The 26,200-nt window shown below is 54.8% G+C and carries 22 protein-coding genes and 1 riboswitch; of the genes, 8 read left to right on the plus strand and 14 right to left on the minus strand.

From position 1 onward, the window contains the following. The first annotated feature begins 50 nt into the window (after positions 1–50). The 3 genes from NST26_RS31310 (at position 51) to NST26_RS31320 (ending at position 3,364) form a co-directional block, all read left to right on the plus strand. Positions 51–875 (plus strand): class I SAM-dependent methyltransferase, encoded by an 825-nt coding sequence (locus NST26_RS31310; protein ID WP_340957401.1) that lies wholly within the window; start codon positions 51–53, stop codon positions 873–875. Between the two features lie 251 nt (positions 876–1,126). Next, positions 1,127–2,524: a helix-turn-helix domain-containing protein gene (locus NST26_RS31315; RefSeq protein WP_051478253.1), complete on the plus strand. Its 1,398-nt coding sequence runs from the start codon at positions 1,127–1,129 to the stop codon at positions 2,522–2,524. Positions 2,525–2,689: 165 nt separating this feature from the next. Then, positions 2,690–3,364: a hypothetical protein gene (locus tag NST26_RS31320; RefSeq protein WP_036728157.1), complete on the plus strand. Its 675-nt coding sequence runs from the start codon at positions 2,690–2,692 to the stop codon at positions 3,362–3,364. A 478-nt stretch (positions 3,365–3,842) separates the two neighbouring features. Here the strand turns inward: NST26_RS31320 and NST26_RS31325 are convergent, their stop codons facing one another. The 4 genes from NST26_RS31325 to NST26_RS31340 are packed head-to-tail and all read right to left on the minus strand — an operon-like array spanning position 3,843 to position 7,675. Then, positions 3,843–4,916: an ABC transporter substrate-binding protein gene (locus NST26_RS31325; protein WP_036728155.1), complete on the minus strand. Its 1,074-nt coding sequence runs from the start codon at positions 4,914–4,916 to the stop codon at positions 3,843–3,845. Continuing rightward, entirely contained in the window at positions 4,913–5,740 is an 828-nt protein-coding gene (locus tag NST26_RS31330) for an ABC transporter permease (RefSeq protein WP_076074941.1), read from the minus strand. The genes NST26_RS31325 and NST26_RS31330 overlap by 4 nt, the downstream gene beginning before the upstream one ends. A gap of 14 nt (positions 5,741–5,754) precedes the next feature. After that, complete coding sequence (locus tag NST26_RS31335) at positions 5,755–6,561, minus strand: ABC transporter permease (protein WP_340957399.1); 807 nt, start codon at positions 6,559–6,561, stop codon at positions 5,755–5,757. Further along, positions 6,551–7,675: an ABC transporter ATP-binding protein gene (locus tag NST26_RS31340; RefSeq protein ID WP_200869578.1), complete on the minus strand. Its 1,125-nt coding sequence runs from the start codon at positions 7,673–7,675 to the stop codon at positions 6,551–6,553. The genes NST26_RS31335 and NST26_RS31340 overlap by 11 nt, the downstream gene beginning before the upstream one ends. Before the next feature lie 293 nt (positions 7,676–7,968). On the opposite strand from NST26_RS31340, the gene NST26_RS31345 reads away from it, so the two are divergent. Further along, the gene (locus NST26_RS31345) at positions 7,969–9,072 is read left to right on the plus strand and encodes an FUSC family protein (RefSeq protein WP_051478252.1); all 1,104 of its coding nucleotides are present in this window, start codon (positions 7,969–7,971) and stop codon (positions 9,070–9,072) included. A 406-nt stretch (positions 9,073–9,478) separates the two neighbouring features. On the opposite strand, the gene NST26_RS31350 is transcribed toward NST26_RS31345, so the two are convergent. From NST26_RS31350 to biuH, 8 genes are read right to left on the minus strand one after another with little or no spacing between them, the layout of a single operon-like run. After that, entirely contained in the window at positions 9,479–11,389 is a 1,911-nt protein-coding gene (locus NST26_RS31350) for an allophanate hydrolase (protein WP_340980645.1), read from the minus strand. A 6-nt stretch (positions 11,390–11,395) separates the two neighbouring features. Beyond that, the gene (locus tag NST26_RS31355; RefSeq protein WP_340980646.1) at positions 11,396–13,033 is read right to left on the minus strand and encodes a PucR family transcriptional regulator; all 1,638 of its coding nucleotides are present in this window, start codon (positions 13,031–13,033) and stop codon (positions 11,396–11,398) included. Positions 13,034–13,049: 16 nt separating this feature from the next. Continuing rightward, positions 13,050–13,478: a cupin domain-containing protein gene (locus NST26_RS31360; protein WP_076074705.1), complete on the minus strand. Its 429-nt coding sequence runs from the start codon at positions 13,476–13,478 to the stop codon at positions 13,050–13,052. A 56-nt stretch (positions 13,479–13,534) separates the two neighbouring features. Further along, positions 13,535–14,605 (minus strand): ring-opening amidohydrolase, encoded by a 1,071-nt coding sequence (locus tag NST26_RS31365; protein WP_340980647.1) that lies wholly within the window; start codon positions 14,603–14,605, stop codon positions 13,535–13,537. Then, positions 14,602–15,354, minus strand: a complete 753-nt coding sequence (locus tag NST26_RS31370; RefSeq protein ID WP_036728133.1) for an ABC transporter permease — start codon at positions 15,352–15,354, stop codon at positions 14,602–14,604. Before NST26_RS31370 ends, NST26_RS31365 begins: the two co-directional genes overlap by 4 nt. Next, positions 15,351–16,160 (minus strand): ABC transporter ATP-binding protein, encoded by an 810-nt coding sequence (locus tag NST26_RS31375; RefSeq protein WP_339252103.1) that lies wholly within the window; start codon positions 16,158–16,160, stop codon positions 15,351–15,353. Before NST26_RS31375 ends, NST26_RS31370 begins: the two co-directional genes overlap by 4 nt. Positions 16,161–16,174: 14 nt before the next feature. Beyond that, the gene (locus NST26_RS31380; RefSeq protein ID WP_340980649.1) at positions 16,175–17,188 is read right to left on the minus strand and encodes an ABC transporter substrate-binding protein; all 1,014 of its coding nucleotides are present in this window, start codon (positions 17,186–17,188) and stop codon (positions 16,175–16,177) included. A 25-nt stretch (positions 17,189–17,213) separates the two neighbouring features. Then, entirely contained in the window at positions 17,214–17,897 is a 684-nt protein-coding gene (gene biuH / locus NST26_RS31385) for a biuret amidohydrolase (RefSeq protein ID WP_036728124.1), read from the minus strand. Positions 17,898–18,401: 504 nt separating this feature from the next. Next, a riboswitch (cyclic di-GMP riboswitch) is annotated at positions 18,402–18,494 on the plus strand. Between the two features lie 107 nt (positions 18,495–18,601). Here biuH and NST26_RS31390 point away from each other — a divergent pair. Beyond that, a complete protein-coding gene (locus tag NST26_RS31390; RefSeq protein ID WP_036728120.1) occupies positions 18,602–20,221 on the plus strand; it encodes a flagellar assembly protein A in 1,620 nt (539 codons plus the stop codon). Between the two features lie 30 nt (positions 20,222–20,251). Further along, on the plus strand, positions 20,252–21,226 hold the full coding sequence (locus NST26_RS31395; RefSeq protein ID WP_339252111.1) for an aldo/keto reductase: 975 nt from the start codon (positions 20,252–20,254) through the stop codon (positions 21,224–21,226). A gap of 97 nt (positions 21,227–21,323) precedes the next feature. Here the strand turns inward: NST26_RS31395 and hcp are convergent, their stop codons facing one another. Beyond that, a complete protein-coding gene (hcp, locus tag NST26_RS31400; RefSeq protein WP_340980651.1) occupies positions 21,324–22,976 on the minus strand; it encodes a hydroxylamine reductase in 1,653 nt (550 codons plus the stop codon). Positions 22,977–23,108: 132 nt separating this feature from the next. Here hcp and NST26_RS31405 point away from each other — a divergent pair, with 132 nt between their 5' ends. Both NST26_RS31405 and NST26_RS31410 read left to right on the plus strand, forming a co-directional pair. Next, on the plus strand, positions 23,109–23,813 hold the full coding sequence (locus NST26_RS31405; protein WP_340980652.1) for a Crp/Fnr family transcriptional regulator: 705 nt from the start codon (positions 23,109–23,111) through the stop codon (positions 23,811–23,813). A 30-nt stretch (positions 23,814–23,843) separates the two neighbouring features. Further along, positions 23,844–25,235: an aldehyde dehydrogenase gene (locus tag NST26_RS31410; protein WP_340980653.1), complete on the plus strand. Its 1,392-nt coding sequence runs from the start codon at positions 23,844–23,846 to the stop codon at positions 25,233–25,235. A 72-nt stretch (positions 25,236–25,307) separates the two neighbouring features. On the opposite strand, the gene NST26_RS31415 is transcribed toward NST26_RS31410, so the two are convergent. After that, on the minus strand, positions 25,308–26,120 hold the full coding sequence (locus NST26_RS31415) for a nucleotidyl transferase AbiEii/AbiGii toxin family protein (RefSeq protein WP_340980654.1): 813 nt from the start codon (positions 26,118–26,120) through the stop codon (positions 25,308–25,310). Between the last annotated feature and the right edge of the window lie 80 nt (positions 26,121–26,200).

Genomic DNA, 26,200 nt, shown 5'->3' on the forward strand with positions numbered 1-26,200 from the left:
ATGACTAACTTATCCTACATTTAGCTACCTATAGCAAGGAGGCCATTCCTATGATTCCTTCAGGCAACAGCAAGGCTAATATCGACCGTTTTTTGGGGTACCAAAATGACTACGACCGTTACCGGCCGGAAGCGCCGCCGATGGTGATTGAACTGCTCACCAGTTACCTGGGCCACCGTCCTTCCCATGTTGCAGATATTGGCTGCGGCACCGGCCTGTCCACCTTTCTGTGGAAGGATGCCGCCAATGCAGTGACCGGAGTGGAGCCAAACCCGGATATGCTGGGCAAGGCTCAGGACAAGCTCCGTCTTCTCGGCAGCGGAGCGGATAACCTGTCTTTTGTGCAGGGCTACTCCAACCAGCTTCCTTTCGATACGGAGAGTGTGGACATTATCACCTGCTCCCAGTCGTTCCACTGGATGGACCCGGACAGCACTCTTCAAGAAATCGCCCGTTGTCTGCGACCCGGCGGAGTCTTTGCCGCCTACGACTGTGACTGGCCTCTGGTGCTGCAGCCCGCTATTGAAGCCCGTTACAACCGGCTGATTGCGGCTTCGGATGCCATGCTTGCGGAACTTCAGCCCGGTGCCGACCAGGCCAGCAAATGGGACAAGGAAGGTCATTTGAACCGGATCAAAGCCAGCGGACGGTTTACTTACGCGAGAGAGATTGTTTTTCACAATATGGAGTCATGCGATGCACAGCGCTATATCGGGCTGGCCCTCAGCCAGGGCGGCGTCCAGTCCCTCCTGAAGCTCAGCCCGGCCTCACTTGTGCAGGACATCGCAGAATTCTCGGCACAGGTAGAGGAGTTCTTCCAGGGCCGGACCTTGCAGGTACCGGTTAGCTACCGGATGCGGACCGCTGTGAAGTAACCATCCCCGTTAGCAACCAAGCTCCTGTCTAAATAGTACAAGTAGAATCAAAAACGCGCCCCAGTTATCCCCGCAAAGGAACCGGGGCGTTTCAATGTCTCGGAAGACTTAACCAGGGACATTCCATGTCTGCCCTTCCTTTTGTTCACTGTATCTACTAATCCGCTCTATTGACCATTGGAATATTATCACATATTATTACACCAATGAAATAAAAATCTAATTACTGGGATTAGGTCAGGTGGTGTTATATGAAGTCCACAACCACGATTCGCGATCAGGTAACCGCATATTTGTCTAATCAGGGCCTGTCCATTAATCAGTTTGCCATCTCTTCAGGAATTAATTCCGGCACACTCAGCCGTGTCGTTAAAGACCGTCAACCGATTGCCATGGATCATCTGGAGCGTATTACCCGGGGTATGGGCCTGCCGGAGGACTACTTCTATACCTTATACGTGGACGAATGCTTTCATCATTCGGCCCCCACCTGGCGGCGCTTGCGGCCGTTTCTTGTGCGTTCAGCGGCGCTCGGCCGTCTTGACTGTGTTGAACAGGTAGTTAGGAACCTGCTGGAGAATCTGGTCTATGCCCCTATGCTATTCGAAGTTGCAGAAGGATTGTTCGAGCAGGGATTGTGGCACGCAGCAGCATTATTGTATGAGAATGTGAGCACCAGTGAGAAATATCAGAATTCCGAACGGCTGGCAATATGCCAATATCGCTTGTTCCGGATTGGCCTCGGTGATGACCAGAGCAGTAATCTGCGGGTAGCCATCCTGTTCGAATGCTTCATCGACCGGCTGAATGAGGCGGATCAGCTGGACGGATTGAAAGACCTGCTGGATGTCTACTACTCTCTGCAAAAGTGGTCCAAGGTGAACGAGCTTGCCGAGAAAATGCTTGAGCTGGCTACCCTCCGTTACAATCTCCAGCTCCGCTCGAAACGTAAACCGGACAACGAAAGATCACCTTCAAGTCCGCTGTATTTATATATTCTCCGTTCCCATCTCTTTTTATCAAGTGTCTGTATGGAATATGGGGACTATAAGTCTGCAATAGAGCGTGTAAGCCTTTATACAGATGTGCCTTGGATACAAGAAACTAATGACGAAAAAGAGCGGATATTAGCCCAATTCAAGGAGTGGGGTAGAGCAAATATCTATTTGTATCGTATACTCGATGGGCAGTTAGAGGTACTAAATAATTATGTGGAATTTATATCTACCCAGCCAGACGAGATATTCACGGCAATGTATAACATTGTTAAATCTGCAAATCGGTATAATTGGAATATAGACCATATTCTTGAGCGCTTCTCTAGTTACATCCCTTACAGAACATATAACTCCGAATTCGGTGAATATAACCAGCAAGTTATGGCAGACAAGCATGCCCGCTTTCTTGCTGAATTAGCAGCCTATTACCTTCACAATAAGTATTATGAGAAGTTTACGAATGTACTGCGAAGCCTGGAATCCTCCGCTAAAATCAACAACGAAAGTATAGCCATTACTTGTGTTGATCTATTTGAACAATACAGGTATACAGCAGGAGAAGAAGAAATGGAAAAATACAAACTTTTAATTAGAACAGCACGAAATTCAAAAGCAACATCATTTCATCAAGCTTATAGTTCTATGCAGTGATACCCATCCGTATACGAATCGGCGTGAATTAGGCGCACTTCTTGCTGCATTCTAGCTTTCCCCCAGCATTTACCCTATACTTATACCAGCGAGACGAAGAACGTCCCGGTTACCCCTTTATGGGGAAGCCGGGGCGTTTTCTATTTTCCGGAGAGGATGAGGAGCATGACTTTTGAAGAAGCACATGAACAATTTATCAGCGGACACTTGAATTGCAGACCTGAGGGGGAACGAAGAGCACGCTTGGAAAGGGGGCATCGGCATGCCGAGGTGCTGTTCTTGAAGAATGTATGGTGGCCTTTGCGGGGACATTTTACCGGACTTCACCCGGAGTATGAGGTGATGGATTGGCGGGGACGATCTTATTTCGCTGACTTTGCTTGGCTGCCCGGATACGTAAAGCTGCTGATCGAAATCAAAGGCTATGCTTCGCATGTACGTGATATGGACCGCAACAAATACTGCGGCGAGCTGAACCGCGAGACCTTCCTGTACGCCATGGGCTATCATGTGATTTCCTTCGCATACGATGATGTTGAACAGCGTCCCGAGCTCTGCATAACCTTGCTGCGGATGGTGCTGGGCAGATATCAGCCTGCGGCAACCCCAGTATCGCGCGTACAGTTGATGGAGCAGGAGGTCATCCGGTTAACCGTTCATCTAGCCCGGCCTATTCGCCCGCAGGATGTAAAGCAGCATTTCTCAATTGATTACAGAACCGCTGTCCGCACCTTGCGAAGTCTGTCTGACAAGGGCTGGCTCGTACCGGTTCCCACCAGCAATCAGGAACGAACCGCACGATATGAGTTGAAGCGCGGTGTACTGGAATATTTTAATTAGCCTTCGGCAAATAATTGGAAAAACGCATCTTAATTTCGCTATTCCCAAGGAATACTCGACAACAAGTGGAAAACCAGCAACTGCTGCTCCTGGTTTTGCCGCTATAGGGCGATCTGGGGAAATTTAAGTGCTGTTTTTCCAACTCTCTCCCCCACAACCCATTAATACTCATCAGTAGGTGGACAAAATCCATCTGTTACCCGCTTCCGCAGCATTATCACCCGATTCCACCAACATAGATTACTCCACCAGCATCGGCAACACCGTTCTTATCCTCTATCAAACCATCAGCCGCCAGCACCCCACTCCTTCAATCCTCGTCAGTCCCCATTCCTCCACGCCGTTATAGTCCCGCTCCCCTATCCCCTATGCAACTCCCGCCACCCACTTCCACCTTACCCCCTGGCAAGCAAAAGCCCCCCGCCTACGCAATACGCGCATGCAGGGGGCTTCTGTACTCTTCCGGCGCTTACGCCAGCTACTTCTTATTCATCTTAAACATCAGGAACAGCTCATTATAGTGGGCAAGCATCCGCTTGCCGAGGTTGTCGTAGACCTCCAGCCGGTCGGTGAGCTCGGCGGGCGGGTAGAAGCGCTCGTCACCGGAGATGTCCTCCGGCAGCAGCTTCAGGCCGGGAACGTTCGGCGTGGAATAGCCGACGTATTCCGTATTCTGGGCCGCCACATCCGGCCGCAGCATGAAGTTGATGAATTTATGCGCGCCTTCGACATTGCCGGCGGTGCGCGGAATGACCATGTTGTCGAACCATTTGTTCGAGCCTTCCTCCGGCACGACAAAGTCCAGCTTGTCGTTGTCATCCATGATCTCCGAAGCGTCGCCGGACCAGACGATACCGACCGCCGCTTCTTCGTTGGCGAGCAGCATTTTGACCTCGTCACCCACAATGGCCTTCACATTTGGGGACAGCTTGTTCAGCTTCGCGAGCGCCTCCTGCAAATGCTCCTCCTTCGTGTCATTGACGGAATAGTGCAGGCTGTTCAGCGCCATGCCCATGACCTCACGGGCTCCGTCCACGAGGAAGATATTATTCTTCAGCCGCTTGTCCCATAAGGAATTCCAGCTGCTGAAATCGATGCCCTTCGTCATCTCCGGGTTGAAGATGATCCCCACCGTCCCCCAGAAATAAGGAACCGAATACTTGTTACCGGGATCGAAGGACAGATTCATGAACTTGGAATCGATGTTGGCGAGATTCGGCAGCTTGCTGTGATCCAGCGGCAGCAGCAGATTCTCTTCCCGCATCTTGGCGATCGCGTAGTCAGAGGGGATCACAACATCGAAGATCGTACCCCCCTGCTCTACCTTGGTCAGCATCGCTTCATTGGAATCGAACGTCTGGTAGATGACCGTAATCCCGGTCTCCTCCTGGAATTGCTTCAGGAGATCGGGGTCCACATAGTCGCCCCAGTTATAGATAGTCAGCGTGTTGCCGCCAGAATAGCCCTGGGCCGAGTTCAGCCGGGAGGCCAGGAACATCAGTCCGAAGGCGACGATCAGAATCGCCAGGAACGTATTGACTAGCTGCTTCATCTAGGCACCCCCGCTTCGGCCACCGGCTCGGCAATCTGTGCCGCCGGGCGGCTTTTACGCTGGTTCAGGTAGTAATAACCGATGACCAGCAGAATTGTGAAGAGGAAAATCAGCGTCGACAGCGCGTTAATCGACAGCGAGACCCCCTGACGGGCACGGGAATAGATCTCCACCGACAGGGTGGAATAGCCATTGCCCGTGACGAAGAAGGTGACTGCGAAATCATCCAGGGAATAGGTCAGGGCCATGAAGAATCCGCTGAAGATTCCCGGCTTGATGATCGGCAGAATGACTTTTGTCAGCACATCCCGGCGCGTAGCGCCGAGATCACGCGCGGCATCCGTCAGGGTCGGGCTCATCTCCTGCAGATGCGGCAGGATCATAATGACCGCAATCGGAATGCTGAACGCCACATGCGAGAGCAGCACGGAGGTGAAGCCGAGCTTGATCCCGACAATCGTGAACAGGATCAGGAAGGAGGCTCCGATGATGACATCCGGGCTGACAATCAGCACATTGTTCAGCGAGAGCAGTGTGTTTTTGGCCCGGCGGCTGCGGACATGATGGATCGCCAGCGCACCGATTACCGCTATGATGGTCGCAATGGCCGATGACAGAAGGGCGATGACCAGTGTGTTAATCACAATAATCATCAGCCGGGTATCGGCAACTACCTCACGGTAATAATCCAGCGTGAAGCCTTCGAACTTGTGCATCGTACCGCCGCTGTTGAACGAGTAGTACATCAGATAGAAGATCGGCGCGTACAGCACCAGGAAGACCAGCACCAGATAGATATTGGCGATGCCGTTCTTGTTCTTAATCCTGCGTCTGTTCTTCATCCGCGCACCCCCTTCCGGGAGCCGCCGGTCAGAATCATGAACAGCGCCATAATGGCGATCAGGAACACCGCAACGGTGGAGCCCATACCCCAATCCTGTGTGACCAGGAAGTGCTGCTCAATCGCGGTGCCGAGCGTAATCACCCGGTTCCCGGCAATCAGACGTGTAATCATGAACAGCGACAGCGCCGGAATGAATACCGCCATGCAGCCGGAGCGTACACCCGAGATCGTCAGCGGAAAAACCACCCGCCGGAACGTTGTCCATCCCGATGCACCCAGATCACGCGCAGCATCCACCAGCGACAGATTCATCTCGTCGAGCGCACTGAAGATCGGTAGAATCATGAATGGAATGAAAATATAGACCGACACAAACACAAAGCTGAAGCCCGTGAACAGAATCTGCTGCTCGCCCAGACCCAATAAATCAAAGAAATTATTGACCGGACCGAAGGTGCCGAAGATCCCGATGAAGGCATAAGTCTTCAGCAGCAGGTTGATCCAGGTCGGCAGAATAATCAGCAGCAGCCACAGCTGCTTGTGCTTCGTTCGCGTCAGCAGATAAGCGGCCGGATAAGCCACCAGCAGCGAGAACACCGTGATCAGAAAAGCGTACCAGAACGAATTCAGCATCATTCTCATATAGACCGGCGTGAAGAAATTGACGTAGTTATTCAGCGTCAGCTTCCCCTCCAGATCGAACAGGGAATAGTAGACCACCAGCAGCACCGGGGCAATGACAAACAGCGCGATCCACAGGTAGTACGGGATGAGGTAATACGACTTGCCCTTAGTCATCATGGCTCTCCACCTCGGCGTAAGCCTCCAGACGCTTGTCGAACTCTTCCTCCGTTTCACCGAAACGCATAACATGGATCGCTTCCGGGTCAAAATACAGCCCAATCTCGGAGCCAACCTCCGCCTTACGGGTGGAATGGACGAGCCATTCATGGCCGGAGCCGTCATAGCAGCTGATCTCGTAGTGAACCCCGCGGAACAGCTGCGAATCCACACGCACCTTCAGCTTGCCCGCCTCAACTGTAGCAATCTCCAGATCCTCGGGACGGATGACAATCTCCACCGCTTCATTCGGCCGCAGACCGGCATCGACACATTCGAACCGGTGACCGTTGAATTCCACTACATAGTCCTCAATCATCACACCCGGCACGATGTTCGACTCTCCGATGAAGTCGGCCACGAACCGGTTAATCGGTTCATCGTAGATATCATTAGGCGTGCCGCTCTGCTCAATCTTGCCGCCGTTCATGACGAAGATCCAGTCGGACATCGCCAGCGCCTCTTCCTGGTCATGGGTGACGAAGATGAAGGTGATGCCCAGCCGTTGCTGCATCTCCCGCAGAATATACTGCATCTCCGTACGCAGCTTCAGATCAAGCGCCGAGAGCGGCTCGTCCAGCAGCAGCACCTGCGGCTCGTTGACAATGGCGCGCGCAATGGCCACACGCTGTCTCTGCCCGCCGGACATTTCATTAATGGCCCGCTGATCATAGCCGACCAGGTTGACGAAGCGCAGCGCTTCCTGCACCTTTTGATGAATGACATCCTTCTTCAGCTTCTTGATGCGCAGTCCAAACGCCACATTCTCGAATACGTTCAGATGCGGAAACAGCGCATAGTCCTGAAATACCGTATTGACCTGCCGCTCATTGGCGGGAATGTGGTTGATAATTTTGCCGTTCAGATAGATCGAACCTTCCGTCGGCTCCGCGAAGCCGGCGATCAGACGCAGAATGGTCGTTTTTCCGCAGCCCGAAGGGCCCAGCAGCGTGTAGAATTTACCGCGTTCAATTTCGAAGCTCACGCCTTTGAGTACAGCCTCTTCGTCGTCGTATTGCTTAATCACCTGGTCAAATGAAATAATAGTGCCTTCCGGGGTAGCTATAGCTAACAACCTCCCTTACTTATGTAGTACAACCTATTTTACCCGCTTCTTGCGGGAGACAATCCGGCAGCAGCATGCTTAGCACGGATAAGCGACAATTCTTGCCTTGGTTCGACAGACTTCAATATATATAGCATAAATGAATCCTGCAATATATGCGATAGCTTACATTGTGAAATCGCGCACAAAAACTTAACAAGTTCGTAAAATCTTGCCCGCCTCCAGCCTGTTTTGAGGTGCTATAATGAAAACGGATGAAAACCATAAAATTTTTCCTATTTACATGAAAGAAGATGACAAACATGAACGAGGGCTTACAGGAGCGCCTTGAAAAGTTCGGATTATCCTTATATATGATACGGATTACGCTCGCCGCTTCGCTCTCGTGGCTGGCTGTGCACATTATCTACGGGGACCATTACCTGTACTTCGCGCCGCTGGCGGCGATTCTGATTACCCAGAGCAGTGTCAAGGCCTCCCTTGAAAAAGGCGTCTACCGCATGACCGGCGTGGTCCTTGGCGGCATCGTCAGCCTGATCGTAGGCAAATTCTTCGATGTGGGTGCGCTGTCGATTCTGCTGATGCTGCTGATCGGCATTGGGGTGGCTACAGCCTGCCGGATCAATATCCAGGCCGTCTCCCAGGTCGGCGTCACCTCGGTTCTCGCACTTACCTTCTATCATGACCAATATATCGTCTGGAGAGTCGCCGAGACGCTGATCGGCGTGCTGATTGCCCTCATCATCAATATGATTATCGTGCCGCCCAAGAGCTTCGTCAAGGTCAAGGACCTGGCGCTGAAGGGCAGCCTGACCTTATCCGATGCCTTAACCGGATTCGCTGCAAGCGGCCGGGATGCCGCACAGGCCAAGGCTGCTCTTGAGAGCTCCGGCGAGCTGCTGAAGAAGAGCGACCGGCTGCAGAAGGAGATGCATTACACGCTGTCTCATTACCAGTGCCGCAAGGACATTGGCAAGCTGACACAGACGACCACCCATCTCATCAAGGTCCACTCCTATGTCAAGGCCATAAGCGAAGAGATCGCCCTGCTGCCGGCCCATTATGCCGCAGCCGACTGGATGCTGGAGGTTGTAACCGCAACGGCAGACTGTATCGCCCTGTACGGCACACGAACGCTATCGGATGCCGAATGCAGCGGACGGTCACTCCCCGAGAGTCTGAGAAGAGCCCGCGATGTGCAGCTCGCCTGGTTCTCGGAGCTGCAGGATCAATGCCCGCTCGCGGCCTTCCGTGATCTCGGTGCGGTATTCTCCCACCTGAACCGGATTCTTGAAGAAATTGAACGCGCCGATTATGCGGCCCTTTCCACCGTACCACAGCATGTCAAGGCACAGCCTGCACGCGCCATCCAATTCATACAAAAAGGACTCTTCCACAAGCTATAAGCTTGGGAGAGTCCTTTTTTGGGATTTCTGCAACTTGTTGGTGGGATGGGATGCGCGCGGGTAAAGTGGCTTGGGTGGCAGCGCGTAAAGTTATAGCAGTTGGAAAAAAGGCACTTAATACAGCCAAATCAGCCGATTTGACTGAAGCAGTTGGAAAAAGTACATCTAATCCGCCGCAATCTATGGAATGCGTTAAAACCGGACAAAATAAGTGCTGTTTATCCATCTGCTGTTCCCATAGGAGGTATTCCACCAGCAGCAAATGGAGAAAATCCAACTAATTACTACATGTATCCCGGTGACACGAGATGGGATACACAAATTCCACCTTAGTATAACGCACGCAGAGGTGAACGCCGAAAGCGGCAGTTAATCGGCATGCAGAGCTGCACGCTGAAAGCGGTATTTATTCAGCAGGCAGGTATCTCCAGCCCCCGTAGGCTGTAACGTTCTCAGCTCCGGCGGCGGCATAGCCTTCGCAGATGAAGCCCGTCACTTCGCGGCCATCGGCGAGGGCCACCCGCCCGAGACCCAGCGGGGCCGGGATAAGCGTGGCGAATGCGCCCAGCGATTCCACCGGCATCTGCCACAGCTCCAGTTCGATAGCGCTTCCCCCTGCCGCCTGTCTCAGCAGGCCCGGCTTCGCCGGCATTGTAGGAAGCTTGACCAGCTCATAACAGGCAGCAGTCCGCGCCTCCTGCCAGAAGCGGGCGCCATGCTCCAGCATCTGCTTCTCCAGCGGGAAGCCGCGCATATGCAGCCCGCAGACCGCCAGTGTAACCATGCCGGACGCTGGTAGTTCGGCGCCAGTAGCAGCACCAGTCCCTCCGGCCTCACCAACGTCAGCCCCAGCAGTACCACCTGCACCACTAGTACCTCCGCCAGCTTCCGGCTCCAGCGATTGGTGCTCCGCCAGAAGTTGAGCCTCGGCCCCGGCAGAACTCCCCCCACTCTCACCATCATTCCCCTCCGCCAGAAGCCGCGCCCCGGCTCCGGCAAGCAGATGCTCACTGTCCGCCAGAGCGAACAGCGTAATGCCGAACGGCAGGTTCCCCGCCGCTTCCCCGGCGGGAATTGCCACCGCCGACAGGTCGAGCAGGTTGCAGTGATTGGTGTAGCGGCCCATATCGGAGTTGGCCCCTACCGGGTTCGCAGCCAACTGCTCCCGGGTCCAGGTTCCGCCGCAGGTCGGCAGGACCAGCACCGCATCCCGCAGCAGCAGCTCCGCTTCCCGCTTATACTGCTGCAAGCGGTGCATGGCCTGGAACAGGCTCGAAGCAGTGTGGCGTTCCGCGGCCCCGGAGGAGAGAATCGACTCCGTTACCGGCAGCACTGCTTCACGGTGACTCTCCACGAATCCGGCCAGATCCGCCCAGCGTTCGGCTACCCAGGGGCCGTCGTACAGGATGGCTGCCGCTTCGGAGAACAGCGTACAGTCCACCCGTTCAACCGGCAGCCCCAGCTCCTGAACCGCCGCTTCGGCCCGTTCCCAGGCCCGGCGGTATTCGTCCGCATGGGGCCCGTAGAAGTCCAGCGGCGCTTCCGGCAGCAGCAGCTTCCCGGGCAGAGCGGCAGCCTCCCGCTTCACGGAACGTGACCACGGATCGGCTGCCTCGAAGCCGCGTGCTGCGCGGTCCACCGTGAGTGCATCCTCCAGATTGTGCGCGAATACGGTGACACAATCCAGGCTGGCACACGCCGGCACTACGCCGCGCACCGGCCAGGCGCCCAGGCTGGGCTTATAGCCGACCAGCCCGTTCAGCGCGGCCGGCACACGGCCCGAGCCGGCGGTATCGGTGCCCAGGCTGAATACCGCCTGGCCCCGGGCCACGGCAACCGCCGAACCGGCGCTGGAGCCGCCGCTGATGTATTCGGGACGCAGGGCATTATGCGTCTCGCCGTAAGGGCTGCGCACACCGACGAGTCCGGTGGCGAACTGGTCCAGATTGCTTTTGCCGACAGGGATCGCCCCCGCAGCCACCAATCTCGCTACAACCGCTGCGTCGGCTTCCGGCTGATAAGCGAATTCAGGACATGCCGCCGTCGTGGGCAGTCCCTTCACATCGATGTTATCCTTCACCGCGAATGGAATGCCCCACAAGGGATGCTCCTGCGGATTCAGCTCTTTGAGCGCTGCCAGGTAGGGAGCGATCTGCGCCACGGCGGGCGCTTCAATCCAGATGTTCATGTCCTTGTCCCGCGCAGCGCGGCGGATGATCTCCCGGATAACCTCCTCCGGCTCCAGCGTGCCGCTCAAATACTGCCCCCGCAGCCAGCCGGCTGTCAGCTTCGCGGGCCATTCCGTTATTGCTGTCATCAGGCTTCATCTCCTTCTCTGCGTATCGGTGCCGGACCTGCGGCCCTTGCTCATCTCATACAGCTTCAGCGCGAGCTGCAGCTCCAGCATATCGTCACCGTCATCCTGGCTTAATCCCAGCAGCTCACAGGCCCGGTCGATCCGGTAGGTGACCGTATTATAATGAGTGAACAGCTCGCCGGAGGTCCGCTTGACGTTGCGGTTGCACTTGAAATACAGCTGGAGCGTCTGGAGCAGCGAAGCATTATGCTTGCGGTCGTACTCCAGCAGCGGAGCAATATACTGATCCCTGTACTCGGTGATCTCCTCCAGCTCGGGCAGATGGTACAGCAGCCGGAAGACACCCAGCTTCCGGTAATCGACATAAGACCCGCTGTAGCCGCTGATTTGGCGGATGCGGGCGATTTTGCGGGAGGATTCATAGCTGAACCGCACCTGATCAGGGCCGTCCGCAAGATCGCCGATACAGAAGGCGCAGCTCCCGCTGACAACTATCCGGTTCATCTCGGCCAGCAGACGACCCAGCGTCTCCTCCAGCGGAAGCTCCGGCTGCTCCGGCACGGTCAGCACCAGCTCCCCTTCAAGGATGGTGAGCTTCACATGCTGAAGGTCTGCCCGGGCACGCACCCGCTTCACTACCTGCTGCAGCTGCTTAAGCTCCGGCTTATCCTCCAGCCATCCGATGGTTACAGCACGCAGCGGGCGCTCCGGGAGCGGGCAGCCGCAGGCCGCGCCGCGCAGCTTCAGATCCTCGGCAGCGGCAATCCGCCCGCTGATCCAGTCCTGCAGGAACTGGTCCACATACTTCAGCTCCACCTCCCGGCGGGCCCCGGCATTGATCATCTCCAGTCCGACCAGCACACCGACCCGGTCAATCGTTAACTGATCCACTACCGACAGCTCGCTGTTCCACTCCAGCAGCACCAGCAGACACTGGTCTGCTCCCTTGTCATTGACAGCCGAGACATAAGCTCGGATACGCCGTTCTCCAACGGTGAGGAATGTAATGCCGAGACTGCCTTCCTGGCGAAGCTGTATCCAGGCCGGAAGCTGCTCCTCCAGCTGTAGCGCATCCGCCTGCGGAGAACAGAAGACCTGATCGGTATCATCCAGCAGGACGACCGGATTATGCAGCATCCCGTCCAGCGTCAGCAGGAAATCCTCAATCCCGTCGCCATGGAGAAGCTGCTTCGACAGCTTCTGGAACCGGCTCTGCAGCTGCGAGAGCTCCCGCGCCTCCTGCACCAGCACCCGCTCCATAATGTCGCGGACCACATCGGAGAAGGAGGTGGAGGCGGGCAGCTCGAAGATCGGGAAGCCCAGCTGATCCGCGAGTTCCAGCGCCCTCGGCGGAATCTCATCGATATAACGTTTGGTTTTGATCCCGAGCGCGGACACCCCCTTCTGGTTAAGCTGGGGAATAATCTCTGCGATCAGCTCCGGACGGTTATGAAAGGGGAAGCCGCTTGTAATCAGGAACTCTCCCGGACGGACCCAGTCAATAACATCGGGAACCTCCATTACATTGACCCGGTTAATATAACGTCCAAGGCCCCCGGCCCCAGCCAGCAGGGCCGCTTCCTTCAGGTCGGGAATCAGCAGAATATCGCTGCAGGTCAAACCGGTAATTACATTGCTGCCCATGGCTCCGCCGCCTTTACTATAGCTTGGAAGAATAGATATCCTCGATTAGTGTAGTGCCGAAGAAGCTGTTGGACGGCACCTCCGCCTCCGCCGGTACAAAAATACTGATCTGCTCCGAAGGAGCATCCCCTGTATTCCTGACAGAATGGACTACGCCCGCAGGCACATGGAACGTATCTCCGGCCCGGTAGCTGTACCACTCCCCGTCACATAGCAGCTTGACCTCTCCTACGGTAATATGAATGATTTCGACTACATCATGATAATGCGGCAACACTTGGCCGCCGATCCCCAGCTTCTCCCACAGAATTGAGCTCATGCGGATGCCCAGGCGGTCCGCCTCCGTTGCCGAGACAATCTCCCGGTGATACAGCTCTATGTGATTCGGCATAAGCTCCCATGTCATATCTGCTGCTGCCAGCACTTTCGTTTCCTGTGTATGCATATTCGATTCCCCCATGATGGATAGTGATAATACATTGCTCCTGTCAAAAAGCTCTGCTACCTGCGGCGGAACACAGCCGCCACCGGTCCTCCGCCCTTCGGCCCCTGATGCTCGCCTCCGCCGGAGACGTAGATCATCGGGTCGCCGCCGACATAGGCCAGCACACCGCCGACTACAGCCCGCGCATGGCGGGTATGATTGATATCCGAGTCATCCAGCATGATATGGCGGCGTCCGCGGATGACGCCATCGGGATCGGCTTCCGCCTTGGCCAGCACCTGCACCAGCTCTTCACCGGGATAACGGTCCAGCAGGCCCTGAAGCGCAGCGCCATCTACAGCATCCTGCATCACGGCATGGTCGATGTGGTACGGGCCATCCGCAGACAGTGAGTTCCCGAACACAATCACTTCGCAGCAGGACAGCTCACTGCCCGCCGAAGTGGAGGCTACCGCGCTGAATTGAGTCCAGTCCGTGCAGATCTCTTCTTCCTGCAAGGCCGCACGATCCACCTCACCCAGCGCTACCCCGGCACCCAGTGCAGAAGCTCCTCTGGAATAGCCCATCGATTTATAAGTATCCTCTGTGACGAGCGAACCCTCACGGCTGTGTGCCTCATAGATCTGCTCAGCGGTAAGCAGCGGACATTTGATCTGTACAAAATGCACATCCTCCGGTGAGGTGATGCCCGCATCCATGACCGCACGGGCCACGGCATCCGCCACTTCGTCCACCTGAGGCAGCCGTCCCAGCTCCTCCGGCCGGAAGCTCCGGGTTCTGGCGACTCCAATGGCGAGTGACTTCAGGCCATCAGTGACCACACCCGGCTCCTTCTGCCCGCTGCGGCTGATGACCGTGAAGTGCGGGCTGAGCACCCCTTCCGTACCGCCGGACATCACATAAGAGATGTCGGCAGCTCCTCCTTTTGCCGCTTCAGCAAAGAATCCTTTCAGGGCCATCACAGCATAACCCCGTGTAAAATCATTCACACAGCCGTTTCCCTCCGTCTTCCCCAGCACCGCGACCACTTCCTCCGGCCGGAACAGGCCTGCTTCCACCGCTGCGCTTAATCCCGACATATCATGCGGCGCGCCTGCCGGGATTCGAATGACCGAGCAGTTCATCATAGATCATCGCTCCTTGTCCAGAAAATAACCCGTTTCTCCAGCAGCCCGATACACCAGAACAGCAGCAGGCCGCACAGCGCCGAAGCAATAATGGCCGAGAACATCACCGGCGTATCCATATGATAGGAAGAGACAAGCACTACATAACCGAGTCCCTTATTCGCTCCGACAAATTCGCCGACTATGGCACCGACTATCGCGAGCGAGGTGGAGATTTTGAGGGCAGAGAAGATATAAGGCAGACTCGTCGGCAGGCGCAGCTTCCAGAAGATTTCGCTTTTCGTCCCTTTGTAGGTGGAGAACAGCTCCCAGGCTTCGTATTCAATGGCCTTAAGCCCCTTGACACTGTTCACCAGAATCGGAAAAAAACAGATCAGCATCGAAGCGATTACCTTCGAGGTATACCCGGTCCCCAGCCAGACGACCAGCAGCGGGGCCAGCGCCACCAGCGGCGTAGTCTTAAGGGCGATGGCCAGCGGGAACATCCCTTTCTCAATCGGCTTGGAATGAACAAAAATCACTGCGGTAGCCAGGCCGAGGATATTGGCGAGAATGAACCCGGTCAGCGCTTCGCCCAGCGTAACCAGCGTATGCGACCACAGCGAGCCATTGATAGCCGAGACTACCTGCGTAGGCGCAGGTAGAAGATACATCGGAACCGACAGGAGACGTACAGCCAACTCCCACAGCAGCAGGAAGCCGAGCGCAAACGTGACCGGGTACAGGGTGTCTTTGATTTTGACCGTCATAGATGCTTCACCCGCTTTCTCAGTTCCTTGACAATCCGGTGAAATTCCGGCAGCTCCTCCATGCCCGCCTCACGCGGGGAGGGCAGCGTCACCGGAATGATATCCGTCACACCGGCAGGCCGGGGAGACATCATCACGACCCGGTCCGACAGCAGCGCGGATTCATGGATCGAATGGGTGACCATCACAATGCTGCTTAGACTGGTCTCCGGGCTTTCCCATAGCCGCAGCAGCTCGAAATTCAGCTTCTCGCGTGTCAGCTCATCCAGCGCGCCGAACGGCTCATCCATCAGCAGCACCGTCGGATCGGCCGCCAGAGCCCGGGCAATCGCTGCCCGCTGCTGCATCCCGCCGCTGAGCTGATGCGGGAAGTGGTTCAGATAATCCTGGAGGCCGACCAGGCGCAGGGCACTTTCTGCTTTTTCACGTGCCTCGGCTTTGCTGAACTTCTTCTTCTCGCCCAGCTCCAGCGGCAGCATGACGTTCTGCAGCGCGCTGAGCCACGGCATCAGGACCGGCTTCTGAAAGACCATGCCCAGGGACAGATCAGGTGAAGCATACGCCACCTCTCCACCGGTCTCCGGGCTTAACAGCCGCAGCATCAGCCGCAGTGTCGTGGATTTCCCGCAGCCGCTCGGTCCGAGGATCGAAATGAACTCATTGCGGTATACATCAAGACTGACCTGATTCAGCACAGGCACGTTGCCGAAGGACAGAGAGCAATTGCGCAGGGAGAGCATGGTTTCCCGGGTACCGGGATGCTGCGCGGCGGCAGCATCCAACTGTTCTTTGATCGCTGTTGTCATTGTCGGTCCCCTCCTTATTTCAAAAACTCGTTGGTGAACAATCCGCCGATGTCCTGCTCCTTTTTCACAAATCCCAGCTCGACCAGATTCTTCTGCAATGTCTCCCAAGATGCCTCGTCCATTGAGCCCAGCGGGAGCTTCTCCGGATCAAGCAGCGGAATGCTGGCCTTCATCATATTGACCTCATGCTTCAGATCCAGCTTCTCGCCATACTTCAGACCAAATTCGGCTGCCTCCTCCGGATGCTTCACTGCATAATCCCAGCCCTGCATAGACGCCTGCACGAAGCTTGTGACCATCTCCGGGTCCTTCTTGATGATAGACTCCGTAGTGAACAAGGTATCGGCATAGAAATTGATGCCGTAGTCGTTCGGGTCGATAATATTCACTTCCTTGCCCTGCTCCTCTACAGCCAGCACTTCATTAATGACATATCCGGGCCAAGCCTTGACCTGACCGGTTAACAGCGGACTCAGATCATATTTGACCGGCATCTCTTCGATTTGCGAAGGGTCGATGCCCGCGCTTTTCTCCATGGCACGGAAGGTCAGCTCTTCATTGCCGCCCAGCTTAATGCCTACCTTTTGCCCGACCAGATCCTCCATCGTCTTGATCCCGGACTCTTTGAGCGTGAACATAACGAACGGGGTTTTGCGGTAGATCGCGGACAACGCTTTGACCGGGACGCCTTTCTCTCTGGCGATGACGATCTGGTCGGCACCGGTAACTCCGAACTCCTCACTGCCGGAAGCTACCATCTGCACAGCCGGGAAATCCGAGCCCCCCGGGCGGATCTCAACATCCAGCCCCGCTTCTTTATAGAAGCCTTTTTCCACTGCGGTATAAAAGCCGGCAAACTGCGCCTGGTGAATCCACTTCAGCCGGAGCACCACCTTTTTCAGCTCGCCCGAGCCTTCCACTCCCTGGCCTTCAGCCTTCCCGGCTTCCGTATTGTTACCGCAGGCGGTCAGGAGCAGCATTAGCGAGGTTAACAGCATCAGCGCTTTTGTTCTGGACTTGTTCCACATGGTTATTCCCCCGTTTATGAATGATTTAGTATTGCTCCAGCGCCTTCAGCACCGCTTGTGAATCACTTACACTGCCGAACACTCCGCCCTGCATTTGAACCATACTCAGCGCCGCCAGGTGATTCGCTTCATCCGTCGCTCCTGTACAATCTGCAAGGATCAGACACTCGTACCCGCGGTCATTGGCTTCCCGCATCGTGGTGTGTACACAGACATCGGTAGTAATACCGGTCAGAATCAGATGGGTAATTCCTTTATTCTTCAGGATCAGGTCCAGGTCCGTTGCGTAAAAGCTCCCTTTGCCCGGCTTGTCTATAATGTACTCTCCGTGGGCAGGCGCCAGCTCATCAATGATCTGCCAGCCGCGCTCCCCCCGCACGAGGATTCGTCCCGCCGGTCCTTCGGAGCCGATCTCGGCCCCGATCTGGCGGCTGCGCCACCGCTTGTTCGCCGGCAGATCCGACAGATCCGGCTTATGCCCCTCGCGGGTATGGATCACGGTGAAGCCTTCGATGTCCCGGATACGGGCCAGCAGCCGCTGAATGGGCTGGATCGCCCTCGCTGTTAATGAGAGGTCATAACCCATTCTCTCGACGTAACCGCCCTTGCCGCAAAAATCCGTCTGCATGTCGATAATCATCAGCGCTGTCTTCGCCGGGTCCACAGCCCCGTCATAAGGCCAGATGTAAGGTGTTGCTGCAATCTGCATGGTTTATGCTCCTCTCCTGATGTCGCTATCTCTATTAATGTCATATTAGTTAACATTAATTCGTGTTTCCTTGGTATGAGTTAGATTATATTACAATGAATTTGCGATGTCTTCGGTTTTATTACGAAATAATACACTGAATGTTTGTGTTTATTTACATAGTTAACATACACATAACATTAACACTCGCAAAACCGCTTATTAAAAAAGAACACTCCGAGTCTTACCAAGCCCAGGGTGTCCCAACAGTTGAATGCTCATACTTTCCTCCCCCTGCCTCTTCCATAAGCTGTAAGCGCTGGGAAACCAGTTTTTTTGTCGAAATAGAGCTGCATATTTCGAGTTTTTTGATAAATAGGCATAATATAGTTGAAAAATAGCTCTTTAAGTACTAGAATTAAGCTTGTTTGCAGAAGTTAATGACGCGTAAGAACTATTTATGACTCTTTTTGTCGATTACAGTCGACCATAACTCCCACCTCTACAGGATGTATATCATTGATCTATTTCTAAAGGCAAACTCCCCGAAAGGGCAGGACGCAAAGCTATGGGCCTAAGAACGCCGGAATCTGCGTTTACGGTTGCCAGGCTGCCAATAGAGACCACTTAAGCCAGCTGTTCCGGAGGGAAAGCCTCCCAGGCTTGATGATGTTCTTTTTCTGTACGAATTGCCATTGATCATACGAAAAAGTGAGGTTACAACCATGCCGCAGCAGGATATCGAACCAAGCCGATATGAATTCGTAGAGTCCCTGATGCTCGAACGTAAAGGTCTCCTGGATTCATTCTCTGTGGAGGGCCGAGCTTCTGACGGGACAACTGGAGATAAGAATGGAATTATCCTCGTGCAGGACAACCAGATATTCATTACTCCCCCGCTCCCCGGAGGTGCTCCCGCCCGCATTTCTGCGGTCCACCCTGTTGTCCTGAAGATCAACTGGAAGACCGTTACAGAGCCAACCGAGGTGACCAGAGCGGATTATATCACTTGGGAGATCTGTGAGAAGCCGCAATATGAAATTACCGTATCGCCTGACAAGCTCAAGGTCCACTTCACTTTATACCGTGCAGAGAAGTACGCCTGGAATCTGGTCAACTGCCCCGCCGCCTTCGAAGCGGTCGTCCGTGCCCAGCCCAATCCGGCGATGCTACTGTCCACGCTCACCATAGAACAGATTATCGCCTCACTGGACAACCGTTTTATTCTGCGCAACCTGAACATTCCCGCCCTGTACGCGGAGCTTACGAACCCTACATATCTCCCCGTATGCATCGCTGAAGGCAGAGCCCCGCTGCCCGGCAAGGAAGCCCGGCTGGAATTCCTGCTGCCTGAGCATACACTTGAGGGGAACCGGATGCTTCAGGGACAGGGAGCCCGGGGTCAGAAGCCTGCGGAACCCTTGGAGTATCTCCGTTTCCCGGGAGCCCCCTTTGCCTTTGCAGGCGAAGTCTTCGCCCGCAAGCTGCCGCCGGAAGAAGGCATTCCCGGCCTCGACACAGACGGAAGGGTCCTGCCCCCTCCCCCGCCGCAGGATATCTACTTTGCTGCCGGTAATCATGCCAAGCTCCTTCCCTGTGGTAATATCGTAGCCCGGCACACCGGCAGGCCCCGTATCTGCGGAGGAAGCGGCAGCGTCCGGATATGTGACTTCCCTCCGGTCAGTCTTCTGGCCAGAGAGATGACAGATCCTGCGGGCGATGTTATGTTCGCAGGTGACATCATTGTACCGGGAGATCTGGAAGGACCTGTACGAATTGAAGCCCTCGGGAATGTGTACGTCTATGGCGATATCCGCCAATCTACAATTATAGCCACCGGCAGTATTTACGTTAGCGGCCAGGTCACCGGCAGCGGCCTGTACGCCGGACACGCCGGGGTAATGCAGCATCGTCTGCACAGCCTCGCATGCCTGCTGCGGACAGAGACGGACGGACTGCTTGAGGCAGCGCGCCAGCTGGCCAAGAATGTGGAATCCCGCCAGCAATCCGTGAATTACGGCCTGGTAGTCATGCTGCTGCTGGAGGATAAATACAGCCACTTGGGCAGCCTGATCCGTGATCTTCAGGCTGCGCTAAGCCGTATGAACGGGGCGTTCGGCTCCGGCACGGACCAGCTCTGGCAGATGCTTGAGGTATTCGCCCATCCGGGACAATTCACCGGGTACATCACGGACAGTGTCCTAAGCCGCTTCTCCAGGCTGCTGCTTAAGCTGGGTGAGGAGATTGAGCTGCTCCAGGAGGAGCATGCGGTGATTAATCTCGCCCGGTCACAGGACAGCCGCCTGGAGTCCGGCGGCAAGCTGCTTGTGCGTGATTCCTGCTAAGACTACTACTATATAAGGAGAAGTGAGCGCATGCGATATAACCGTCTGGGCAATAGCGGCCTGCAGGTGTCCGCCCTGGGTCTTGGAACCAATTCCTTCGGCAAACGGGCAGATCAGGAGACCTCGGTCCGCATTCTGCACACCGCTATGGATCAGGGCATCAATTTCATCGATACCGCCAATATCTATGCCGGCTCTGAATCGGAGCGGATCATCGGCCTTGCGCTTGAAGGCAAACGCCATAACGCAGTGCTGGCGACCAAAGCCGGATTGCCGAAGCATGAGGGACCCGGCGGCAGCGGCTCTTCGCGCCATCATCTGATGCAGGAGCTGGAGGGCAGCCTGCGCCGGCTGAAGACCGACTATGTGGATCTGTATCAGATTCACACCTTCGACCCCTACACACCGCTGGAGGAAACGCTGCGCACGCTGGATGATCTGATCTCCGCAGGCAAGGTGCGCTATATCGGAGCCTCCAATTATGCCGCCTGGGAGCTGATGAAGGCGCTTGGAATCAGCGAAGCCCGGCACTTCGCGAAATACATCTCTATCCAGTGCAGCTATTCGCTGGCTGACCGCACGCCCGAAGCGGAGCTGCTTCCGCTCTGCCTGGATCAGGGTCTGGGCATCATCCCATACTTCCCTCTGGCGGGCGGCATTCTTACCGGCAAATATACTGGCAGCAGCAAAGCCCCTGCCGGCTCCAGAGCAGAGACCGATCCGAACTTCCGCCGCTTCCTTACCCCGGAGCGCATCTCGCTCGGGGAGCAGGTTCAGGCCATTGCGGAGCGACTGGGCACCTCACCTGCAGCTCTATCCCTGGCCTGGCTGATGAACCGGCCCGCCGTCTCCACGGTGATCGTCGGTGCAACTACTGTAGAGCAGGTACAACATAATCTGCTGAGTCTCTCCGCTTCACCGGATGCGGAAATACTTGAGCAGCTTGACCAGGCCAGCGCCGCCTTCCGCACCGGCGAGCCGTTTGCAGTCTACCGGCTGCCGTAAGCGCTGACGGTGACGTTCATATCCATACACAAAAGCGAGCCCCCGTATACGGAGACTCGCTTTTGTGTATTTTGGCTAATGCTGAAGCTGTATTGCATTATACCGCAGCAATGAACCGCTCCATGTCTTCCTGTACCGTAGTAATACCGCCGATGCCGAAGGTATCTACCAGAACCTTAGCTACATTAGGCGACAGGAAGGCCGGAAGTGTAGGACCCAGATGAATGTTCTTCACGCCCAGATGCAGCAGCGCCAGCAGTACAATCACCGCTTTTTGCTCATACCAGGCAATGTTATAAGAGATCGGAAGATCGTTGATATCTGCAAGACCGAACACTTCCTTCAGCTTAAGCGCTATGACCACAAGGGAATAGGAGTCATTGCACTGGCCGGCATCAAGTACACGGGGAATTCCGCCGATATCGCCAAGCGCCAGCTTGTTATATTTGTATTTGGCACAGCCGGCGGTCAGGATCACCGTATCACTCGGCAGCTCTGCTGCGAAGTCGGTGTAATAATTCCGGCTCTTCATCCGTCCGTCGCACCCAGCCATGACGAAGAATTGCTTGATGGCGCCGCTCTCTACTGCTCCAACCACCTGATCCGCGACATTCATTACAGCCGCATGCGCGAAGCCGCCGATAATCTCGCCTGTCTCAATCTCCACCGGAGCGCTGCAGCTCTTGGCCTGCTCAATCAGCGCCGAGAAATCCTTCTCTCCATCCGCGCCTGCCGCGATATGCTGAATTCCCGGATACCCGGTGTTGCCTGTCGTGTACAGCCGGTCTTTGTAGCTGTCCTTCGGCGGCACAATACAGTTCGTAGTCATCAGAATCGGACCATTGAAGCTGGCAAATTCCTCATTCTGCTTCCACCATGCATTGCCGTAGTTGCCTACTAAGTGGCTATACTTCTTGAAGGCCGGATAGTAGTGGGCCGGCAGCATCTCACTGTGCGTATACACATCCACTCCGGTACCCTCGGTCTGCTTCAGCAGCGCCTCCATATCCTTGAGGTCATGACCGCTGATCAGAATACCAGGGTTCGTGCCTACCCCAATATTGACTGTGGTAATCTCCGGATTGCCGTAGGCTGCGGTGTTCGCACGGTCAAGCAGCGCCATAACATCCACGCCGAACTTGCCGCATTCCAGCACCAGAGCCGTTAGCTCACCGCCGCTCAGATTGTCATCCAGCGCAGCTGCCAAGCCTTTTTCCATAAAAGCATGTGCTCCTGCTTCATAGAAGCCCAGTACCGCAGCATGCTCCATGTAAGCAGCCATCCCCTTCAGGCCATAGGTCAGCAGCTCGCGCAAAGAGCGGATATCCTCATGTTCTGTAGCTAGCACACCTACCGTTGCCGCCTTGTCCATCAGCTCTTCATCGGTCACTGCATTCCAGTTCGCCGCGTCATGCTCCGACAAATAGGCCATCACTCCGGCATCAGCCACTCTGCTGCGCCACAGATCCCGCAGGGCCAGTCCTTCCCGGACCTTCGCAGTGAAGTATTCCGGCACAAAATTGGCATTGGTAATGGTAGCGAACAAGCTCTCTATAATAAATTTCTCCGTCACCGGATCAGTAATCCCCAGCTCACGCCCGCTGCGCGCGAAGATGGCAATACCCTTAAGTGTATACACCAGAAGATCCTGCAGATTTGCTACCTCACTGGTCTTACCGCACACCCCCTGAATCGTACAACCCGTCCCCTTAGCTGCCTCCTGACACTGGAAACAAAACATTTCGCTCATTACCTGGATCACTCCTTATCATTAATGGAATCGCTCTGTGCCTCGCCTTTACAGTTACCATTAATTGTAGTAGACTTTCGTCTATCAATCGGTAACGAATGTTACCAATTACAACACATCGGGAGGAAAAGTATGAGACCGGAGCCTGCTTCGCTGCAATCCTGCCTGCTATTTCGCGGAAAGTCCGCAGATGAGATCGAACAGCTGCTGCATACACTGGCTTACGCTGTCAGCTCCTACCATAAGAATGCGATTATTCTGGCAGAGGGTGATCCGGCGGACCGGCTTGGTATTCTGCTCTCCGGCCGCATTGAGGTGCAGAAGACACACCCTACCGGCAGCAGTGTAACCATCGCCCACCTGAAGGAAGGGCAGACCATAGGCGAAGCTGTATTATTCCGCAGGAATAACACCGTGCCCGCCACCGTGACAGCCACTGGCCCCTGCAAGGTGATGTTCATCAGCAAGCAGGAGCTGCTGAGATTATTCGCGGCCGACACCGATATCCTAACCCGCTTCATCGAGAATCTGTCCGAGCGGCTGGTGCTCGTGAACCGGAAGATCGAGAACCTGTCCGCCGGGCCGCTGCGCCGCCGTATCGTAGACTTCCTGCTGGAGCAGGGAGAGCAGCAGGATTCCGATCGGCTGAAGCTCCCCTTCAGCCGGAAGGAATGGGCCGAGCATATGAATACAGCCCGCCCTTCCTTGTCGCGGGAGCTGGGATTCCTGCGCGACCAGGGCTGGATCGAATTCAAGGGCAATGAAATCACCCTGCTGAACCGGAGCCGGATGCATGATTACATCCAGACTCTGCCCTCTTCGGCAGGCAATCTATAGGAACCGCAAATAACCAAGGAGGATACAAGCATGCCACCATACACTGCACAACAGATCGACCGGTTGCTGGCTGAGCATAGACAATGGTTCACCAGCGGAGTCACGAGAACCCCCGGCTTCCGGCTGGAGCAGCTTCAGAAGCTGAAGGATGCCATCTCACGAAATGAAGCCCGGATTATCGCTGCATTGAACCAGGATCTGCATAAAAGCGAATTCGAGGCTTACGCCACAGAGATCGGATTCACGCTGGACAGCATCGGCTATATGATGAAGCATCTACGGCGCTGGATGAAGCCGGTGAAGGTAGGCTCACCGCTGCACCTGTTCCCGGCACGGAGCAGAATCATAGCCGAGCCTTACGGGACGGTGCTAATTATCGGGCCGTTCAACTACCCGTTCCAGCTGCTGATCGAGCCGCTAATCGGCGCCATTGCCGCCGGGAACTGCGCCGTACTGAAGCCCTCTGAAAGCACGCCCGCTACCTGCGCTGTCATTGAGGACATGATCCGGGAGACCTTTGATCCCGCCTATATCCGGGTAGTACAGGGTGAGAAGGAAACGACGAATCTGCTGATTCATGCGGCGTTCGATTATATTTTTTTCACCGGGAGTGTGCCTGTCGGCAGAATTGTCATGGAAGCGGCGGCGAAGAACCTGGTACCCGTCACCCTTGAGCTGGGCGGCAAAAGCCCAGTAATCGTAGACCGGAGCGCCGACCTGGAGACTGCAGCGAAGCGGATTGTCTGGGGGAAGCTGATCAATGTGGGACAGACCTGTATTGCGCCTGATTATCTGCTGGTCCATAGGGAGGTAGCAGCCGAGCTGATTGAGCGGATGAAGCGCTGCGTCACTGATTTCTATGGCACAGACATCCGGAAGAACACAGACTACGGACGGATCGTGAATGAACGCCAGCTGCGGCGGATCGGGGAGATGCTGGAGCGGGACCGCGATAAGCTGATTCTGGGCGGGACGGTCATTCCCGAGGAGCTATATATCGAGCCGTCTCTGATCTATCCGGCGGCCTGGAGTGACGCTTCCATGGAGGATGAGATCTTCGGGCCTGTGCTGCCGATTATGGAGTATACCCGGCTGGAGGAGGCCATCCAGAGCATCAACGCCCGTCCGAAGCCACTCGCTCTCTATCTGTTCACCCGCGATAAGCAGGTGGAGCAACAGGTGATGACCGAGGTGTCCTTCGGCGGCGGCTGCATCAACGATACCATCTCCCATGTAGCCAGCACCCGGCTGCCGTTCGGCGGTGTCGGGAATTCCGGGATCGGCGGCTACCACGGCAAATACAGCTTCGACCTCTTCTCCCATCACAAAAGCATTGTTAAGCGAGGCACCCGTCTGGACCTCGGCATTGTCTACCCGCCCTACGGCAGCAAGGTCAAGCTGGCGCGGAAGCTGCTGAAATAGCGCCGGGGCAGGAGCAGCAGGGAAACCTCTTTTATATAGAAGGAAGGTTTCCTTTGTGCCGCTCGGGTTATTCTAGTTATTGTCCCACTTCAATAATTGATAATTCCAGTCTCCAAAAAATTCTTTATCGTCGAGCACGTTATGATAAACAGGACCGAGGAAAGTATGTATCAATTCCATTGCATCTCGGAATGTGGGTGAGTGTTCCAATTTCAGATTTCTTATAAATGCTTCCCACATCGCATTTCTGCGTCTATCTGTATAGAATTCAGCTGTAAAAACGACATGTCTTCTTTCAGTCAGAGTAGCTCTCCGTTTAAACGTCTCAGACACCGCTTCATATAACCGAATCCCTTCAAACGGCGTAGTAGTAGCCAGCGTATAGATATCAAAGAAATCCTTCATCCTGCTATTCACCAAAGAGAGGGAAATCATAGCTTCGAATTTCTCCGCAATAACAGATTCATTCGTATACACCAAGATTTCCGGCCTATCCATAACAGATAACAGGACAGGAAAATCGATGGTTTGGGGACTTGGTATGATTACATCACCAAAACCAATATCGAGTTGGAGTACCTCCTTCATATTGCCAAGCAAACAAGGCACCTTGATTCGCACACCTTCATACTCTGAATCCTCTTTGATGATTTCAGATACGGTTTGATCTGTAAGAAATATAATCCCATCTTCAACATCGTCGGGTTGCAACTTACATATAGAAGTAATGATAGTTGTCAACATCGTTATATCCTGATTCATTCTCCAGCCTGAGAAATCCATATCTCTTGTGGGTCTGGATTTAAATTGGGTTATAGAATATAAATACACTCCACCTTTAAGAATGAAATTATCTTTATAATTAGACATCGATAAACGTTTCAAAAAGCGTTCCTGAAAATAAATCATAGAAATCACATTGAAGGTTTTTTTATGATCTCGGGCAACATTTTTTAGTCTGGCAA

Origin of the sequence: Paenibacillus sp. FSL R7-0128 (genome assembly GCF_038002245.1) — a bacterium.
GTDB lineage: Bacteria > Bacillota > Bacilli > Paenibacillales > Paenibacillaceae > Paenibacillus_AQ > Paenibacillus_AQ silagei.

Excerpts from the sequence above, each read along its gene's own strand:
- NST26_RS31320 (WP_036728157.1), top strand. The coding sequence starts at position 2,690 with ATGACTTTTGAAGAAGCACATGAACAATTTATCAGCGGACACTTGAAT.
- hcp (WP_340980651.1), bottom strand. The coding sequence starts at position 22,976 with ATGAGCGAAATGTTTTGTTTCCAGTGTCAGGAGGCAGCTAAGGGGACG.
- NST26_RS31395 (WP_339252111.1), top strand. The coding sequence starts at position 20,252 with ATGCGATATAACCGTCTGGGCAATAGCGGCCTGCAGGTGTCCGCCCTG.
- NST26_RS31315 (WP_051478253.1), top strand. The coding sequence starts at position 1,127 with ATGAAGTCCACAACCACGATTCGCGATCAGGTAACCGCATATTTGTCT.
- NST26_RS31370 (WP_036728133.1), bottom strand. The coding sequence starts at position 15,354 with ATGACGGTCAAAATCAAAGACACCCTGTACCCGGTCACGTTTGCGCTC.
- NST26_RS31345 (WP_051478252.1), top strand. The coding sequence starts at position 7,969 with ATGAACGAGGGCTTACAGGAGCGCCTTGAAAAGTTCGGATTATCCTTA.
- NST26_RS31375 (WP_339252103.1), bottom strand. The coding sequence starts at position 16,160 with ATGACAACAGCGATCAAAGAACAGTTGGATGCTGCCGCCGCGCAGCAT.
- NST26_RS31365 (WP_340980647.1), bottom strand. The coding sequence starts at position 14,605 with ATGATGAACTGCTCGGTCATTCGAATCCCGGCAGGCGCGCCGCATGAT.
- NST26_RS31410 (WP_340980653.1), top strand. The coding sequence starts at position 23,844 with ATGCCACCATACACTGCACAACAGATCGACCGGTTGCTGGCTGAGCAT.
- NST26_RS31310 (WP_340957401.1), top strand. The coding sequence starts at position 51 with ATGATTCCTTCAGGCAACAGCAAGGCTAATATCGACCGTTTTTTGGGG.
- NST26_RS31380 (WP_340980649.1), bottom strand. The coding sequence starts at position 17,188 with ATGTGGAACAAGTCCAGAACAAAAGCGCTGATGCTGTTAACCTCGCTA.
- NST26_RS31390 (WP_036728120.1), top strand. The coding sequence starts at position 18,602 with ATGCCGCAGCAGGATATCGAACCAAGCCGATATGAATTCGTAGAGTCC.
- NST26_RS31325 (WP_036728155.1), bottom strand. The coding sequence starts at position 4,916 with ATGAAGCAGCTAGTCAATACGTTCCTGGCGATTCTGATCGTCGCCTTC.
- NST26_RS31405 (WP_340980652.1), top strand. The coding sequence starts at position 23,109 with ATGAGACCGGAGCCTGCTTCGCTGCAATCCTGCCTGCTATTTCGCGGA.
- biuH (WP_036728124.1), bottom strand. The coding sequence starts at position 17,897 with ATGCAGATTGCAGCAACACCTTACATCTGGCCTTATGACGGGGCTGTG.
- NST26_RS31355 (WP_340980646.1), bottom strand. The coding sequence starts at position 13,033 with ATGGGCAGCAATGTAATTACCGGTTTGACCTGCAGCGATATTCTGCTG.
- NST26_RS31360 (WP_076074705.1), bottom strand. The coding sequence starts at position 13,478 with ATGCATACACAGGAAACGAAAGTGCTGGCAGCAGCAGATATGACATGG.
- NST26_RS31335 (WP_340957399.1), bottom strand. The coding sequence starts at position 6,561 with ATGATGACTAAGGGCAAGTCGTATTACCTCATCCCGTACTACCTGTGG.
- NST26_RS31350 (WP_340980645.1), bottom strand. The coding sequence starts at position 11,389 with ATGACAGCAATAACGGAATGGCCCGCGAAGCTGACAGCCGGCTGGCTG.